General features: G+C 50.0%; 14 protein-coding genes and 1 pseudogene. 1 reads left to right on the forward strand and 14 read right to left on the reverse strand.

The features are described 5' to 3' along the window. The first annotated feature begins 71 nt into the window (after positions 1 to 71). Positions 72 to 1,472, forward strand: a complete 1,401-nt coding sequence (gene gltX / locus AMF_RS07905) for a glutamate--tRNA ligase (protein WP_029209814.1) — start codon at positions 72 to 74, stop codon at positions 1,470 to 1,472. Positions 1,473 to 2,150: 678 nt separating this feature from the next. On the opposite strand, the gene AMF_RS07915 is transcribed toward gltX, so the two are convergent. From AMF_RS07915 to infA, 14 genes and pseudogenes are all read right to left on the reverse strand, one after another. Then, entirely contained in the window at positions 2,151 to 3,746 is a 1,596-nt protein-coding gene (locus AMF_RS07915) for a porin (RefSeq protein ID WP_010264914.1), read from the reverse strand. A 434-nt stretch (positions 3,747 to 4,180) separates the two neighbouring features. After that, entirely contained in the window at positions 4,181 to 5,773 is a 1,593-nt protein-coding gene (locus AMF_RS07920; protein ID WP_010267841.1) for a porin, read from the reverse strand. A 27-nt stretch (positions 5,774 to 5,800) separates the two neighbouring features. Beyond that, entirely contained in the window at positions 5,801 to 7,465 is a 1,665-nt protein-coding gene (locus AMF_RS07925; protein ID WP_244825262.1) for a hypothetical protein, read from the reverse strand. Positions 7,466 to 7,605: 140 nt separating this feature from the next. Then, positions 7,606 to 8,862: a hypothetical protein gene (locus tag AMF_RS07930; protein ID WP_012659002.1), complete on the reverse strand. Its 1,257-nt coding sequence runs from the start codon at positions 8,860 to 8,862 to the stop codon at positions 7,606 to 7,608. A 285-nt stretch (positions 8,863 to 9,147) separates the two neighbouring features. After that, complete coding sequence (locus AMF_RS07935; protein WP_010267852.1) at positions 9,148 to 9,909, reverse strand: cytochrome c1; 762 nt, start codon at positions 9,907 to 9,909, stop codon at positions 9,148 to 9,150. Further along, positions 9,910 to 11,130, reverse strand: a complete 1,221-nt coding sequence (locus tag AMF_RS07940; protein ID WP_010267854.1) for a cytochrome b — start codon at positions 11,128 to 11,130, stop codon at positions 9,910 to 9,912. A gap of 11 nt (positions 11,131 to 11,141) precedes the next feature. Further along, a pseudogene (gene petA / locus AMF_RS07945) lies at positions 11,142 to 11,667 on the reverse strand (ubiquinol-cytochrome c reductase iron-sulfur subunit). 308 nt (positions 11,668 to 11,975) lie between these two features. After that, positions 11,976 to 12,740, reverse strand: coding sequence for a hypothetical protein (locus AMF_RS07950; RefSeq protein WP_010264944.1), 765 nt, complete (start codon positions 12,738 to 12,740; stop codon positions 11,976 to 11,978). A 274-nt stretch (positions 12,741 to 13,014) separates the two neighbouring features. Next, positions 13,015 to 13,818 carry a metal ABC transporter permease gene (locus AMF_RS07955; RefSeq protein ID WP_010267856.1) on the reverse strand — a complete coding sequence of 268 codons (804 nt, stop codon included), beginning with the start codon at positions 13,816 to 13,818 and terminating at the stop codon, positions 13,015 to 13,017. Between the two features lie 5 nt (positions 13,819 to 13,823). Further along, positions 13,824 to 14,177 (reverse strand): Mth938-like domain-containing protein, encoded by a 354-nt coding sequence (locus AMF_RS07960; RefSeq protein WP_010267859.1) that lies wholly within the window; start codon positions 14,175 to 14,177, stop codon positions 13,824 to 13,826. 21 nt (positions 14,178 to 14,198) lie between these two features. Then, the gene (gene tsf / locus AMF_RS07965; RefSeq protein ID WP_010267861.1) at positions 14,199 to 15,074 is read right to left on the reverse strand and encodes a translation elongation factor Ts; all 876 of its coding nucleotides are present in this window, start codon (positions 15,072 to 15,074) and stop codon (positions 14,199 to 14,201) included. A gap of 35 nt (positions 15,075 to 15,109) precedes the next feature. After that, a complete protein-coding gene (gene rpsB, locus AMF_RS07970; RefSeq protein ID WP_011114434.1) occupies positions 15,110 to 16,093 on the reverse strand; it encodes a 30S ribosomal protein S2 in 984 nt (327 codons plus the stop codon). 148 nt (positions 16,094 to 16,241) lie between these two features. Then, a complete protein-coding gene (locus AMF_RS07975) occupies positions 16,242 to 16,832 on the reverse strand; it encodes a Maf family nucleotide pyrophosphatase (protein ID WP_010264951.1) in 591 nt (196 codons plus the stop codon). Next, positions 16,826 to 17,077: a translation initiation factor IF-1 gene (infA, locus tag AMF_RS07980; RefSeq protein WP_029209725.1), complete on the reverse strand. Its 252-nt coding sequence runs from the start codon at positions 17,075 to 17,077 to the stop codon at positions 16,826 to 16,828. The genes AMF_RS07975 and infA overlap by 7 nt, the downstream gene beginning before the upstream one ends. Positions 17,078 to 17,140: the final 63 nt, after the last annotated feature.

The following is a 17,140-nucleotide window of genomic DNA, read 5'->3' on the forward strand; positions in this document are numbered from 1 at the left end:
TACGTTTCGCCCATATTGCTATTGTGGGACTTTTGCTGTACCATCCTGCCTGGGTTTGTGGAGCCGAAATAGTGCGCGTTATTACCAGGTTTGCTCCGTCTCCAACCGGAAGCTTGCATCTGGGTGGAGCGAGAACTGCTCTGTTCAATTGGTTGTTTGCCAGGCGCCACGGTGGCCAGTTCCTGCTCCGTATGGAGGATACAGACCAGGAAAGATCTTCCGAAACCGTTGCGCAGTCTATTATCGAAGACATGGCGTGGCTTGGGCTGCATCACGACCAAGATGTAGTGATCCAGTCTGCGCGGAGAGAACGCCACACACAAGTAGCAGAGGAGTTGCTTGCGCGCGGCAAAGCTTATTACTGCTATTGTTCGGAAGATGATATTGCTGCTGAAAAACTGAGGCACGAAAATGAGGGTAAACATTACCGGCATCACTGCCCATCAAGGGATGCAAATCACGCACAGTCAGGCACTGCTGGGGTTTTGAGGCTTAAAAGCCCCGAAAACAGGGAAATAAAGTTTACGGATGGAGTATATGGGGAAATATCTGTAAGCAGTGAGCAGATTGATGATATGGTCATACTGCGGTCAAATGGCCACCCGACATATCTGCTGGCAGTGGTAGTGGACGACCACGACATGTGCATCACCCACATTATAAGGGGCTCCGACCACATAACAAACACGATAAAACAAATGTTGCTTGCCGAGGCTATGGGCTGGGACAATCCCCAGTTTTGCCACATACCCTTGATACATGATGAAGGAGGAGCAAAACTGTCGAAAAGAAACCGTGCACCGGGAGTGCATGAGTATCGGGAGCTTGGTTTTTTGCCCGAGGCTGTGTGCAACTACCTGCTGCGCATGGGTTGGAGCCACAAGGATGAGGAAATTATAACAATGCAGAGTGCAACTCAGTTGTTCTCAATAGAAAAAATCGGCACTTCCCATTCGTGCTTAGACAGCAAAAAACTGCTATTTTTAAACCATCACTACATGAACCAAAAAACTGAGCTTGAGATTCTTGGGCTCCTGCTGCCGTTTTTGGAACAAGAACTGGGCCACACCGTTGCTGAAACAAAACTCGCTCGGCTTTCTTTGGGAGTAAAAAAGCTCATGGAAAGGGCCAAGACTCTGGCTGATCTCGCTAGAGATTCGGTGTTTTATGTCCAAAATATACCAATTTCCGTTGATGACGATGCAAAGCAAGTTATTCTCAAAAGTTCAGAGCTGCTAGCCAAACTTGTAGGTGCAATGTCACAAATAGAGCCAAAAACCTGGACGAAAGACTTTTTATCTTCGTATATCAAGGAATGGACAAAGAGCAACGATGTGGTGATAAGTGATGTTTATCACCTGCTGCGCGCAGCCATAGCGGGAAGGCTTAGCACCCCGAGCATATCAGAGGTTATGGAAATATTGGGACAGGAAGAATGCATCAGTAGGCTGCGGTTTTTTCTCAACTCATGACGTATTGCACGCCAAGGATTATAGGGGTGTATTATACCAGTGCATGAAGCACCTTGTCGCTAGCAATGCATGTAAGGCTAATTCTTTACTACTTAGCACAGCACAGAAAGCTGCAGCGTATATGGCTGAACACTACAACGCTTTACTGAGCAGCATTATAGTATATCAGTGTGTAAACACTTGCCCAACTAATCCATCCAGCAGCAGCACACTTAGGAAAGTGGCAGCAATGCAATGCAACACCTTGTACCACTGCTAGGCTTTTCTTCTATACTTTCAAGCATAGCAGCAAGACTGTACAATGCTACTAGTAAGGAAGACTTGGTCTATGCAATAAGTGTGGATAATGCCCGGCTTATCATGGAAAGCCAAGACTTTAAAGATGCAGTATGTAACAATTGAACTAGCGTTTTGCATTCGCGCCCACAAAATTCCTACTTTCCGAAAACGTTGAGTTGTTACGGATGTTTCACACAAGCGGGCCACGTGGGGGGAAAGTCTGGGAACACATTGGGTAAACCCTGGTGACCTTCCCACAACTCCCGGGGAAGGCTGCGCACCTCCAGCATGCAGGCTTGAGCACAAGAGTATGCGCAGCAGTACAGCTAATCAGGTAACAACCCCGCCAGCAAAGTAAGCGCAGCAGGCGGGGATTTGCTTCTTCCGACAGCGGTAGGCCTAAAATTTGACCTTCATCCCAGCGAGCATCACTCGCCCATTATTTACGCCATTAGTTTTCTCGCTGTCTAACACCACAGAAGACCGTGCGTTAAAGTAGTGGTAGTTCGCAAAGAATGAACAGTCAACCCTAGAGGCGCTTGTGGAAACATTATATTCCGCTCCCAGCGCAATTTCGTTTAGCTTATTGCCGCTATAATTGCTACCCCTATAGATTGCTGAGACGTACGCCCCGTTATATTCATATCCACCTCCCAGCGTCCAAAAGTAGGTTCCTCCTGTCTTGATAAGCACTCTGTCGCGGCTATCGAGCACAAACTTTTCCCCGTTCCAGGCGTACATGTTGTTCACTCTATCTATCGGACCGAGATAACCGTAAGAGGCCGCCAATTTCAGATTTTTGTAACCAAACATCCCACCAAAGGCTATGTTTTTCACATCATCCAATTTTGCAAAGGAAACGTGCTCGTTCAACAGCCCTTTTTTGCTTTTCGCATACTCGCTGATTGCTGACACCTTAAAGTCCACCCCCTTGAATTGCGCTGAGTAAGTCATAGCGACATTAATCACGCGCTCGTACAAAGGCAATACGTGGCGAGTTCTGGCGTTTTGTTCCTCAACCACCGCATTCTCAAGAGTTCCCCGTAAAAAGCCCAGGCCAAGCCCAAGAAGCCCGCTTACGGGAGTTTGTGTTTTCACAGCAAGCTTACGTGGCACGTGGGCACTGATCACCTTATCCTCATCGTACCCGAACGGTGAGTAGCTGACACCCAGTCTCAACCCACCAAAACTTGGGGAGAGGTATGAAAATCTGAAAGGCAATGCATTAACTAGGTTAACTGGCAAACCGCGATTGGAGGCGCTAGAAACCCCTTTGGAGAATCTGTTACTGCCCTCCAGTATGCTCTGGCTGTACAGTCCAGTAGACAGGTAAAATGTATTCTCCAGATACCGCTTCCTCAGCTCGTTTGGAAGATCTACTGCATCGGCATCAGAGTTTTCCAAGGGGTCATGAATACCTCGCAGATTTACATATCGCATCCAAACATTGCTGTTATCCCCTGCCCCTATACTAAAAGCGTCGACTTTCATCAGGGAATCAACGCCCTCTTGGTACCCGGCCCTCAAGTCACCAAACTGTGTGTTGACGAATACGCGCGCACCCCTGCTACCAACTTGCTTAAAAGAAACGTACTCGCTCTTCTGAACATATGGCACATCGAGCTCTAAGCTTCCCCCATAGGAAACACCCAATACATCGTTGCGTCCTTCAGCAGTGATGTTCAACATCCCATCTGAGGCGAACCCGTACTTCCTTGAATATTCAGAAGGAGAGTCACCTCGTTGTATGCCCTGAGTGCGGTAGTAGCCACTTTGAAGTGAGACCCACCCGTGAGTAATTAGGCTTCCACCTATATCTATAGAGGGCACGGTACTGGCATATTGGTCAGCTGTGTTGTATTTGTTTTGTCGCTCAGCAGAGGCGACGTTTCCATTACTGTGTAACTTTTGGCCACGAGATACGGCAAATGCATCGCCCGCCTCGCATAACACCAAAAGAGACGCAAGAGCAGTGGAAAAAGAAACTCTCGTCATTGTGTATTACCCGATTAAACATTGAAAATATGTTAGCTGTACGAGCTATACTTAATGAGCGGCAGTAAACATGTCAAGGAATTAATACTGATATAGCATAATATTATTATGATATATAATTATATTTACGTTTTACATAGCAAAATCCCCAATTTCTTAGGATTTTTCTATAAAATCTAGACGCCAAGACAGAAAATCACAGAAAAGATTGGGGGAAGAAGCACAAGGAGAAACGCGTGCGCCGACAGCGCGGGTACATTGCCACCCATAACACGCAACGGCATCCTAAGCTGTTGAAAGCGCAACCGAGTGTAGCACGTTGCAAGAAACACGACCAACTATATAACCCGGACTATCGGCGCGACTCACAACTGCCGCGAGAGAGGCAGGGCCCCCGCTGCCGCCGCAGTCATCAGGCCCTGCCTCAGGAAAGACTAAAAATCAAACTTCACGCCAGAAAGGACCACAACCCCATCATGTTTGTGGCTTTCACGCTCCTGAGGGCTGGAAGTGGTGCGAACATAATCCCCGCGATCCTCCCTCTTAAACTCACTAGACCTCTGCTCTAGGGAAAATGCGTGACAGCTGACAAACAACCCAAACCTGGTGCCCCTTTTTTCATACAAATTGTAGCCAAGACCAATAGCCAAATCCCTCAGTACGTGCTCACCATCAAACCCCTTGCTATAGTCGTGGTACGCAGCACCGCCGCGAGCGACACCAGCAGTGTGACCAACCCTACTGACAAAGTACACTACACTGGAGTAGAAATCGCCATAGCCATACCCCAGCGACGATGCAAAGTAATATGAGGGAAGGTTGGTCCCATATGGCACTTCCCAAGTCCTACCACTCTGACTGACAACTCTTGGGCGCCCAGAACTACCTAAGTACCCGTATGATACCGCGGCCTTCAGCCCGGCAAACTTCACCTCGGCACCAGCTGATAGCGCAGCGAGATTATTATATTCCACGAAAGAGCTTGTGCCTGGATTTAGTATGTCTGTATACCGCTTCGGCCTCGCGTACTCACCAGTGACAGACAAGCCTACCGCTACATCGCTATCACCCCAGTCATAGCGCAACGCGCCACTGAGTATGTTCTTGTAGACGGGGCCCAAGTCAAAACTGGGCTTCACAGCGACAAGAGCAAGTTTCGCATCTCCCGCGGCCTCACTACCGCTCTCCTCCTCGCTACTCAGACTCCGCCCAACACCGAGCCTATAGGCATCACTCTTAAACAGATCATCTCTGTAGCCAGACGGAGAGTAACTTACTCCCAACGAAAACCCGCCAACCTTGGGAGATACGTACGAGAGCCTCATGGGCAAAACCCCCAAAAATCTACGAGTCTCTCTCAGAACCCCAACTCTGTCAAAGCTGCCGATAGACCGGAAAAGATTTTCGCTATACAACCCTGGGTACATGTGGAAAGGCATGCCGGAAGCGTACCCCAGGAAGCACCTAAGGTACTTACCCCACGCTCCACCTCCTCCTCCAGGAATCAAAGCCAGCACGTCCGCCTTCATGGAGGATTCTACGCCCTCCTGGTAGCCAAGCAAGAAGGTGCCGTAGGGCGTATCGGCAAATATCCTGCTACCAGCACCAACCATCTCATCGTAGAATGACTTCCCAAAAGACCCTACAGGGACCGACAGAGCAAAATCCGCTCCGTAGGCCAACCCGAGCGTACTTCCTTTCGACCTCAGTCCAACTGCAAGCGCGGCATCATAGCTAGTCCCCCAGCTACCTAAATTATGTTCAAAAACATGCGTATCACCTATGCCGTGCCTGCCGTAACGACGAGATTTAATTTCTTCATCACCGCGCACCCGTCTGTGCCCCTCGTGCTCATCTCCAACAGGATTATCATCCAACAGCCACGCGTAAGAGAGCACTCGCCCGGTGACAAAAGCATACCCCTTACCTACCTCCTCCCGAGGCTCGGAAGCAGCCATACCTCCAAAAGAGACAAACAGCAACGCCGCTGCCATAACCGGAGCCACCAGAGAACCTTTATGTACCATACAACACCCTCAAAACTAGATACCTGACTAGAAGACCAGCCTCACGCCGGACATTAACACATCAAAATCGTACGAAAGGTGACTATCAACCCAGCCTTTCCCTACAAAGCCTCTAGCAAAATCGTACTCCACAGAAACCCTGTGCAGCTGCGCGAACAGTGCACAACGCACATCGATGCCTCTGTACAGATCATAACTGACCCTCACACCAAAATCATCCACTTCCGCCGAGGACACGTATCCACCCTTCACGCTGGTGAAATACGATAGCTCTGCACGAACAGGCCCGGAACCATAACCAACGCCCATCACAAGATAACTTGAGGGACGCCAAGCTGGATCAGTTTTACCGCGGCTCCAGTCAACAGTGGAGCCTACAAGGGGGCCCCTAGGGTAACCAGAATTACCCAGGTGCCCGTACCCAAACCCAAAATCTACGCCCCCAACCTCTACGCATGGCAGACATACCAACCGCAGCAGCGCGCAAAAGCCACCAACTGGCGCTACGTCCCCATAACTTCTAGAGATCCCGGCAGCGGGAGCCCATTCTGCAGCAAACGCCGCACCAACTTTTACTTCTTCCCCCCTAATGTAAAACGAACGCTCCGCCGACAAAGCTGCACTCACAACATTCCTGTAGGCGGGAGCGTACAGCACATCATCTGCCAGGATGGTTCTGGACACACCAACAGCGGATTCGTTAGAGGCACCAACGTTTCCAGGAGACTGATCTGCAGGCGTGTCGCCACCACCTTTCACAGACTTGCGACGTACGCCACCCTGGTTCGCATCCCCCACCTCATCAATAAACCTCCACTGCTCCTCTTCCCCGTGCAGTGAATCTTCGTAGTAGTAGCCCCTAAAGAGCTCCGAGTTGTATCCAGTGGGAGAGTAACTCAGACCAAACCTTACACCAAAAAGCGTGGGTGACTGATAAGAGAGCCTAAACGGAAGGTTGTTAGCAAAATATCTGCTATAGTGCCTGCTGTACTCATCCACGCCATAGTAATCCACTACGCTATTCTCGCGAAAGACAGACTCGCTATACAGCCCAGGATACAGCAACGCCGCACCGCGCAGCCACCACCACCCCTCACCATGGGAGAAAAAGTCACCCTTCAGCATAGGCAACTTGTACTTCATCAAAGTTGGATCCTGCCCGCGCACAAAATCATCGAAGACACTCCTGTGCGACTTGGGAGAAGAAACGACAGACTCAACCCCCTCTTGATATCCCAGGGAGAACCTACCATATGGAGTTAGAACAAACACCCGACTACCGCGGTTAACAATGGCCTTGCCCTCGCCCTCAACAGCGCCACCAACCTCCGGCACCAAGAGCTGAAAATCTGCTCCATACAACACGCCAGAATCCGCTACATACTCAAACGACAGGTTTCCAATAAAGTCGCAGTCTCCATTCCATCCCAAATCCTTCGAGATCCTACCTTCAGCTTTAACAGAATCTCTAAATGAGCCTATGGAGCCGGCACCAGCGGAAAATTTCGGAAGCATGGCGCGCCCTCCCCAACCATAAAACAGTGCACAACGCACATCGATGCCTCTGTACAGATCATAACTGACCCTCACACCAAAATCATCCACTTCCGCCGAGGACACGTATCCACCCTTCACGCTGGTGAAATACGATAGCTCTGCACGAACAGGCCCGGAACCATAACCAACGCCCATCACAAGATAACTTGAGGGACGCCAAGCTGGATCAGTTTTACCGCGGCTCCAGTCAACAGTGGAGCCTACAAGGGGGCCCCTAGGGTAACCAGAATTACCCAGGTGCCCGTACCCAAACCCAAAATCTACGCCCCCAACCTCTACGCTGGCAAAATACCAACCGCAGCAAGCGCGCAAAAGCCACCAACTGGCGCTACGTCCCCATAACTTCTAGAGATCCCGGCAGCGGGAGCCCATTCTGCAGCAAACGCCGCACCAACTTTTACTTCTTCCCCCCTAATGTAAAACGAACGCTCCGCCGACAAAGCTGCACTCACAACATTCCTGTAGGCGGGAGCGTACAGCACATCATCTGCCAGGATGGTTCTGGACACACCAACAGCGGATTCGTTAGAGGCACCAACGTTTCCAGGAGACTGATCTGCAGGCGTGTCGCCACCACCTTTCACAGACTTGCGACGTACGCCACCCTGGTTCGCATCCCCCACCTCATCAATAAACCTCCACTGCTCCTCTTCCCCGTGCAGTGAATCTTCGTAGTAGTAGCCCCTAAAGAGCTCCGAGTTGTATCCAGTGGGAGAGTAACTCAGACCAAACCTTACACCAAAAAGCGTGGGTGACTGATAAGAGAGCCTAAACGGAAGGTTGTTAGCAAAATATCTGCTATAGTGCCTGCTGTACTCATCCACGCCATAGTAATCCACTACGCTATTCTCGCGAAAGACAGACTCGCTATACAGCCCAGGATACAGCAACGCCGCACCGCGCAGCCACCACCACCCCTCACCATGGGAGAAAAAGTCACCCTTCAGCATAGGCAACTTGTACTTCATCAAAGTTGGATCCTGCCCGCGCACAAAATCATCGAAGACACTCCTGTGCGACTTGGGAGAAGAAACGACAGACTCAACCCCCTCTTGATATCCCAGGGAGAACCTACCATATGGAGTTAGAACAAACACCCGACTACCGCGGTTAACAATGGCCTTGCCCTCGCCCTCAACAGCGCCACCAACCTCCGGCACCAAGAGCTGAAAATCTGCTCCATACAACACGCCAGAATCCGCTACATACTCAAACGACAGGTTTCCAATAAAGTCGCAGTCTCCATTCCATCCCAAATCCTTCGAGATCCTACCTTCAGCTTTAACAGAATCTCTAAATGAGCCTATGGAGCCGGCACCAGCGGAAAATTTCGGAAGCATGGCGCGCCCTCCCCAACCATAAAAGAGGATCTCGCCGCCAAACGAGAATTCATCATCCCCACTGCGCGTGGTACCACCCTTACCGTAAAATTTCACCTCACCACCCGCAGAATCATGGGTAGGACCGGCAAGAACAACAAGGCTAGGGAAAAGCCCGCAACAAACCGCACAGAACGCCAGCAGGACCCGCATAAATCAACCTTAGAAGCAACACGCTGCGGTAGACTACAGCATTTGCAATCATAATACAACCAAAAATGTGCATCTACACGCGCATAAAACACCCAATACGCCCGGAAAGCTACTCTACACAGTACGTGTTCTGCCACAAACCTAGGGCGTACCATATCGGCATTCGTTCACAAACCCGCCATGGTGGAGGTTGATAGCAATACAAGAAACGGCTCGCTCTACCTGAATCCGAAGGCCGCAACGCATGGCAACCTTGCCACGGGCGGGGCCATGCAGCCCAGTTACCTATTTCAGCAGCGTCCTATAAAGCCTGGAGTACATCACAGCAAACAAAACGGTACCGACGGCCAGCGAAAGAATTACCTTCATTCCAAGCTTCTTCCTACGTTCCATCTCGGGCTCCGCCGCCCATTGCAGAAAATTCACCACATCACGCGCGATATTTTCAACACTGGGCTCAGTACCGTCAGAATAGCTCACCACGCCCTCAAAAATAGGGGGAGCCATGGCGATCTTCCCCCCGGGAAAATGCCTGTTCAGATAAAGGCCACTCTCGTCGGCTTCACTGCTCTCATAACCTGTGAGCAGGGAATACACATAATTGGCCCCATCGTGGCGGGCTTTTATTATTAGAGATAAATCTGGTGGATAGGCACCGTTGTTCGATGCAGCTGCAGCCTCTCTATTGGGAAAGGGGTTAGGGAAGTAGTCCGCGGGTATTCCAGGCCGTTCAAACATCTCACCCACCTCGTTAGGCCCATCGCGTATCGAATAAGAGCCTGCTATCGCAGTGATTTCCTCATCAGAAAAGCCCACGTCTCGCAGATTACGAAACGCAACCCTGCTCACAGAATGGCAGCTGGAGCACACCTCTTTGTAAACCTGATAGCCGCGCTGTATAGCACTTCTGTCGAAAGATCCAAAAATGCCGCTGAACTTCCACTTTTGCTGTACAGCACTTTGCGTTTCTGCGTGCATCACCCCCGAAAAGGACACGCCAAGCGCAAGCAAGACCACAGCCAACAAAACCGGTGAGTATCTCCCCATCTATTTCATCTCCGGCACGGCATCACTGATGCTCTCGGGCAGCGGCTTACACCGCTCATACTTGGAAAGCACAGGTAATATGATGAAAAAGTAGCAAAAGTAGTAAAAAGTCGCCAGCCTACTGAAAGACACAAACGGCTCGCGCACCTCCTGGCTACCCAGCCAGATCAACGAACAAAAGTCCAAAATAAGGATCCAGTAACAGACCTTGAAAATAGGGCGGTACTTACCGCTTTTTACAGGTGATCTATCAAGGACAGGCAACAAAAACCACACCGCTATGGAGCCGAACATGGTCACAACCCCGAGGAGCTTATCTGGAATAGAGCGCAGCATCGCGTAGAACGGGAGGAAATACCACTCAGGCACTATATGCTCGGGAGTTACCATAGGATCCGCCTCTATGTAGTTATCGGGATGACCCAGATAATTGGGAGCATAAAACACGAAAAGATATAAAAGGACGAAGTATAACCCGAACGTTATACAATCCTTCACCAAAAAATACGGATAAATGGGCACAGTATCGCGCTTTGACTTCACCTCAACCCCACTGGGATTCCCAGAACCGAACCTGTGTAATGCGGCAATATGCACAACTGCAAGTGCAACGAGCACAAACGGCAGCAGGTAGTGTAGCGCAAAAAACCTATTCAGCGTAGAGTTGTCTACGGAGAAACCACCCCACAACCACCTCACAATGCCTTCACCCACAACGGGAACGGCAGAAAAGAGGTTAGTTATGACTGTAGCGCCCCAAAAACTCATCTGACCCCACGGAAGCACGTACCCCATGAACGCGGTGGCCATCATGATGAAGAATATTGTGATGCCAAAAAACCAGACCAGCTCCCTGGGCTTTTTATACGAACCATAATAGAGCCCACGAAAAATGTGGATGTAGACAACGACAAAAAAGAAGGATGCACCGACTGCGTGGGTATAGCGTATAAGCCACCCATAGCGTACATCACGCATTATGCGCTCCACGCTGTCAAACGCGTAATCAACATGCGGAGTGTAGTGCATGGCGAGAAAAACGCCGGTCAAAATCTGAACCACCAGCGCGATCCCGGCTAGCGACCCAAAATTCCACAGGTAATTAAGATTCTTCGGCACCGGGTAGGCAGCTAGGTGTTTGAGGAACCCGCCCACAGGTAGCCTATACTCTATCCAGGCCCGGATACCCTGCCTACCAGAATCGCTCTTGCCTCCAGACATACCTCACACTCCTACACAGTAGACTCAGCGCTCTTTTTTCCGATCACGACGGTGCTATCATCGGGGAAGTAGTAGTCAGGCACGGAAAGATTAAGCGGCGCCGGACCCGCAACCACCCTACCAGATGTATCGTATTTAGAACCGTGACACGGACAGTACCACCCCTTCGTGCCATCCTTCACTTCCACGGGCACACAACCCAAATGTGTACAAATGCCCAGCACAATTAGCCATTCGCCGCTCTCTTGACGGGTGCGTTGTTGGTCACTTTGCGGATCACGCAGGTCCGCAACATTAACCGCTTCTAGCATCTTCTATTTCCTCCGCAGTCCGTCTGCGTATGAACACCGGCTTCCCCTGCCACTTAACAACCTTGGTGCTACCCTCCTTGATGCCAGATAGATCCACCTCAATCGTAGCATGAGCCATTACATCTGCAGACGGGTTGAGAGACTCAACCAGAGGATACACGAAAGACGCCGCCCCCATGCACGCCATAGAGAGCGTGGTAAGGCCCAAAAAGTCCCTACGCTTCATTTCACCACGTGGGACGCACTTGTCCTCTCCCTCAACCACAGCAACACCCTCCCCACATGTATGCCGAAACCCCCACCGGGAACCACAGCGGCCGTATTGTAGCAAATAATGCACCCAAAACAAACAAATTTATCACCACAACACCCACAACACACCTGCTGCGGTTACGTATGTGTGAGCGTCCAGCACTACCCGAACAATGGTGCATCGCGCTAAAGATGTGTGAGCGCGGCAACTATAGGGCACAATCCGCCAGTGAGATAGCTCTAAAATATGCACTTACCCCACAACCATCTGCCATACAAAACTCAGGCACAAATGGAAACTTCCTCCACGTAACACGCATCTGCTTTTTCCTTGATCTCCTTAGCAGACTTTTCTGTAAAGGTGCCAGATACTATCTTTTCCTTCACAAGTGCAGACAGATACTCAGAAGTTCTTATGTTATACTTCACATCCTCAGGGAGAGCGTTGTATCTCTCAGCGCTGTCAACGATCCTTTCGTAATGCGCCTGGCTTTTTTCGCATGCACGGGCGAGTTTTCGAAGCGTGTGGCCCTGCTTTTTTTTCGAATTGCCGTGCCTACCAACAACCGTGGAGCAGCACCCAAGTGTGCCGAGAATCATGAATGAGGCAACGATAGCCCCAACCACGGGATCTGGAATGCTAATCCCCGCAGTGTATACACCAGACCCAAAGAGTTGCTTTAGTACGTATAGTAGGAGAATAGAGCCAATAGCTACACCCAAAACCACTTTGCAAATCGAGGATGCTGCCGCACCAACTGTGACACACGTACCATGATTTGCGGGCGGAAACCACCTCTCAGGAATTTTTGTATCGATAGAATCTAGAACGCAGAGCAAAGAGAAATGGTCAATTATCCTGCCTTTCATTATGGATTGTTTCACTGCCATGTTCTCGAGCTCCACCCTCAACCTTTCGCATTCGTTCACAGTCTCACTGTCCTCACGCGCGCAAAAATATTGGGCACAAAACACGGCGGTTAGCGCAGCAGTGCATGCGGTTACTACACATTGCGTCGTCAGACCGCCCTTTCTAGATCCTGGCATTTTACACCCCACTCAGTAACTCACGTAGCAAAAGCAGTTATAGCTTTTCCAAAGCTATACTAGTTCTGGCATCAATGTTCAAGAACAAAGTTTCCCGAAGGCGGGCCACTAAGGTTATACTCTCCGTGCTGCAAAATACTAGTGACGGAGATCTTCCACGTGGGACGAGTTAAGCCCATTCATTCGACAATTAACACAGTGTGCATTCGCTGTCATGCTTGTTAAGTCACTGTCATCTCCCGGCATGACATCCCAGAGGAGGAGCCGCAAGACCTCACAGCTTTTTACTTTTTGAGAAGACGTATATCAGTAAAAGCATAGAAAAGGAGGCAACGATAATCATTGGCCCCGGGAATGTGTCAAACTTTGCCGCACACAACAACCCCAAAATACCTGAGATCGCAGAAATCACTACAGAAGTGATAACCATCTGTACCGGAGTTTTGGAAATCAACCTAGCCCCTGAGGCCGGTATCGTCAAAAACGACGTAATGAGCAGTATCCCAACTGAGCGTGAGAACAGTACAATCGCAAGCGCAGACACCACCAGAATTTCCGTTTTGATCTGGCCTGCCCTAATGCCCGCAGATAGCGAGAGATCGCGGCTTACAGAAACAGCCACCCAATACCGCCATCGCCAAACAAGCACAAATATGCCGATCGCGGCGATAGCTACCATTTCCAGTAAGTCACTTCTGCCTACCATGAGAACATCACCGAATAGCGAGTGTATAACGCGCTCACCGGGCGATGGTACCAGCGATAGTAAGATCATGCTGAGCGACATGACCACGCTCGTCATGATATTTAAAATGGTGTCTACCGCATGAATTTTGTCCGTAGTTAAAGAAATGATGAGTGCAAGCAGCACTGCAACCACAAACACACCGATAGATAGGTGTATTTCCAGTAGGAGAGCAATTCCCACCCCAAGAAGCGACGAGTGCGCTATGCTGTCCCCCATATAAGAAAGCCTATTCCAGATCATAACTGAGCCCAAGGGGGCGGTAATCAGGCTTGCAGTCAGGATCGCAAGAATCCCGTTAATAAAAAAATCTTCGAAGATAATATTGGACATCGCGATTACAGCGGAAGAAGCAGAACGGCACAGACATGTTCGCTTTCATGTAGCAGAACGTTATACATATCACAAGCCGCAGTCATGGACATAACTTCGTGACGAACACCTGAACGTTGTAGACGAGAGGAAAGGATGCGCGAAAACCGCTCAAAACCCCCACCAACCCCTATAGGCACCATTCTAAAGTCACCTTGCACACATGAAAGCACAGCCTCAGCATCACCAGAAAGCTCCAGCTGATGCGGAAGCGCTACAACGCTGTGGGGAAACACCACCGCAGGACCACGATAAACCGTCCCCCGGATGACAAAGCACTCACCATCGCAACTATCTATGGCATTTACCGAGGGAGACAAAATCGTAACCCCTTGGACACCCTAGCCAACCGAGAACAGTCTGTAAGCAACAATGCGCACCTCGCACCCTAAATCTTGACCCTTATTGTGCAGAAGATCACGAATTTTTGTACTACCATCCATTATGAACGTCTGTTCCAGCAGCACCATGTCTTCAAAAAACTTCTGCATTCTCCCATCTACTATCTTGCTTGCAACAGACTCCGGCTTACCAAGCGCCTCCACTTGTTTCGCCACTATCTCCCTTTCCCGCTCAACAATATCGTTGCTCAGAGTCTCAACGGAGACCGACTCGGGTTTAGCCGCAACGATGTGCATAGCCAGCTGTCTCGCGAACTCCAGCAACGCCTCAGTTTTTGCAGTGGTGGCTTCCAGGGCAACAAGAGCACCAGCTCTTCCGATACCCTCACCTACAGCACCATGTATGTAGCTTCCAATAACCCCAGGGCCTCCGAGCTCTAAAAAGCCTATTCCGCTCAAGACAATGTGCTCACCAAGAACAGCAGCGGCATTCACTACTTCATCAGCAACGCTTACACCAGACCCACCATCATAAGGAGATGCAGAAAAGCTGGAAAGGTCCTCCGCCCCGTGTTTGAGTAGGCTGCTAACAAGTTCTGCAGCGAGGGAGCGGAACTTCTCGTTACGCGCGACAAAATCGGTCTCCGAACCCAGCTTCAGTATGGCCCCTTTATCACCCTCAACACGCACCGCAACCAGACCATCGGCCGCATCCCTGTGTGACTTCTTATAAGCCTTGGACAGCCCCTTCTCTCTCAGATACACCTTGGCCTTCTCCATATCACCGGAACAGGTTTCCAGAGCCTCTTTACAATCACCAAGACCCGCACCTGTGATCTGACGCAGCTCCCTGATAGCTTCAACACCAACTTTCATAACCTACCTCATATAACAACAAGAGAGCACACGCATTATTCCAAAGCTGCACCATCAGCAACACCGGGATCTGGAAGCACGCCATCCTCCGCGGGTACATCAGCATCGTTAGGCCTACTGTCCGGCAACGCCGCGCTCTTGTGTGTATCAACTTCCACAACAGATGGACCAACCTCAGGTATATAAGGGCTAGCCCCAGCGGTGGGCCCACCAGCGCTTAACGTCTCACTCACAGGTGTATGACCAGCATCCGCTGCCGTCCCCGCATAAGACTCCGCAACATCACTTCCCTTAGCAGCAATATTCACCCCGGAACTTGCCAAATCCGAGCGTATAGCCTCCAAAATAGTTCTCGACACAGCGCGACAAAAGAAGTCTATAGACCTCACCGAATCGTCGTTTCCGGGAATTGGGTAATCCACACCACCGGGATCAGAATTCGTATCAAGAATGGCAACCACGGGGATCTTTAGCTTATTAGCCTCTCTAATAGCTATATGCTCTTTGTTGGTGTCAATCACAAATAAGGCATGGGGCAGCCCGCCCATTTCTCTTATACCACCCAGCGATCTTTCCAATTTACCCCTCTGCTTATCAAGCATTAAGAGCTCCTTTTTCGTAAACTGCCCCTCGTTATTGTTAATGAGCCTCTCAAACTCTACCAAGCGCCGGATGGAAGAAGAAACAGTTTCCCAGTTTGTAAGCATTCCCCCAAGCCACCTGTGGTTTACGTAATACTGGCCACATCTAGTGGCCTCCTCAGCAACGATGTTGGAAGCTTGAACCTTAGTGCCTACAAAAAGCACTCTTCCTCTTTTGAGCACCACATCATAAAGCACAGAAAGGGCATCTCTGAGAAGCACTAAAGTCTTTCTCAGATCTATTACGTGAATGTCTTTATACTTGTGCACTCCATATATGTAAGGGGCCATCGCTGGGTTCCAGCGGCCAGCCTTGTGTCCAAGATGTACCCCAGCCTCAACGAGATCGCGGATACTAAATTCAGGCAGATTACCCATCATTACTCCAAAACTACTACAACAGTTAAACCTCCATAGCCCAACCCGCATATAAATACGGGACCATTGTACGGCTATGTGCGAAATGGCACGCCACCAGCGTCGGAAAAACACCGGCCCCCAATGCTAGCAGGCACTCTGCCCTTTATCAAGGAATATGTTTAAGATCGAAATAGCCGCACAAAAGGCAATATGTCTCATGCAATGGTAATCCGGCTATGGAGGAGTACGAACCTTGAATCCAAGAAATCAGCGCCCCGGCAAAGCCCTGTATTCCATACCCTCCAGCTTTACCTCTCCACTGCCCGGAGCTTATGTAATACTCTATCTCACCTTTGGACATACTCTTAAACTTGACGACGCTAACAACACTTCTCTCGTGCACTATACCACCAGGAGAACGCAGGCACACAGAGGTACAGACTCTATGCCTTCTACCAGAGAGCATTTCAAGATATCTTACAGCGCAGTCTTCACTCTCAGTTTTGGAAAGCACCCTCTTACCGCAATAGGCAACCGTATCTGCACCAAGAACGAATTTATCAGACCTCAAAGCCGCCACTGCATCCGCTTTGGTCCTCGCCATGCGCATGCAATACCGCCTGGGCAACTCCCCCTTAAGCAGGCTTTCATCAATGTTGGGGGACACAACCTCACCGGGAACTACACCAATCTGCTCCAACAGAGCCAGCCGGTACTTCGAAGAAGAAGCAAGCACCAGACCTTCTATCTTCAGCATTCCCTATTCCTGAGCCTGCTAACAACTCGCCCTTTGCCCATGCCATCCTTGCTCACACCATAAGAGCTCACTTCAACCATAACTCGGTCATGCATTAGGATGCGTATCTTGCTCTTGCGTATCCTACCAGAAGCGTGAGCCATAACCTCACAACCGTCGTTCAACTTAACGATAAACACGGCGTCCCGGAGCAACTTTGTGACCACACCCTCAATCCTTACTACCCCCTCCTTAGCTTTCACCATACACCAGAAAAAATTACATGGCCGACATTGTAAAATATACACAGCATCATTGCAATTAGTTTC

Source organism: Anaplasma marginale str. Florida (assembly GCF_000020305.1).
In the GTDB taxonomy this organism is placed as follows: Bacteria; Pseudomonadota; Alphaproteobacteria; order Rickettsiales; family Anaplasmataceae; genus Anaplasma; species Anaplasma marginale.

Bases quoted from the DNA above. Each gene is read 5' to 3' on its own strand.
- AMF_RS07915 (WP_010264914.1), bottom strand. From the start codon at position 3,746: ATGACGAGAGTTTCTTTTTCCACTGCTCTTGCGTCTCTTTTGGTGTTA.
- AMF_RS07920 (WP_010267841.1), bottom strand. From the start codon at position 5,773: ATGGTACATAAAGGTTCTCTGGTGGCTCCGGTTATGGCAGCGGCGTTG.
- AMF_RS07925 (WP_244825262.1), bottom strand. From the start codon at position 7,465: ATGGGCGTTGGTTATGGTTCCGGGCCTGTTCGTGCAGAGCTATCGTAT.
- AMF_RS07930 (WP_012659002.1), bottom strand. From the start codon at position 8,862: ATGCGGGTCCTGCTGGCGTTCTGTGCGGTTTGTTGCGGGCTTTTCCCT.
- AMF_RS07935 (WP_010267852.1), bottom strand. From the start codon at position 9,909: ATGGGGAGATACTCACCGGTTTTGTTGGCTGTGGTCTTGCTTGCGCTT.
- AMF_RS07940 (WP_010267854.1), bottom strand. From the start codon at position 11,130: ATGTCTGGAGGCAAGAGCGATTCTGGTAGGCAGGGTATCCGGGCCTGG.
- AMF_RS07950 (WP_010264944.1), bottom strand. From the start codon at position 12,740: ATGCCAGGATCTAGAAAGGGCGGTCTGACGACGCAATGTGTAGTAACC.
- AMF_RS07955 (WP_010267856.1), bottom strand. From the start codon at position 13,818: ATGTCCAATATTATCTTCGAAGATTTTTTTATTAACGGGATTCTTGCG.
- tsf (WP_010267861.1), bottom strand. From the start codon at position 15,074: ATGAAAGTTGGTGTTGAAGCTATCAGGGAGCTGCGTCAGATCACAGGT.
- rpsB (WP_011114434.1), bottom strand. From the start codon at position 16,093: ATGGGTAATCTGCCTGAATTTAGTATCCGCGATCTCGTTGAGGCTGGG.
- AMF_RS07975 (WP_010264951.1), bottom strand. From the start codon at position 16,832: ATGCTGAAGATAGAAGGTCTGGTGCTTGCTTCTTCTTCGAAGTACCGG.
- infA (WP_029209725.1), bottom strand. From the start codon at position 17,077: ATGGTGAAAGCTAAGGAGGGGGTAGTAAGGATTGAGGGTGTGGTCACA.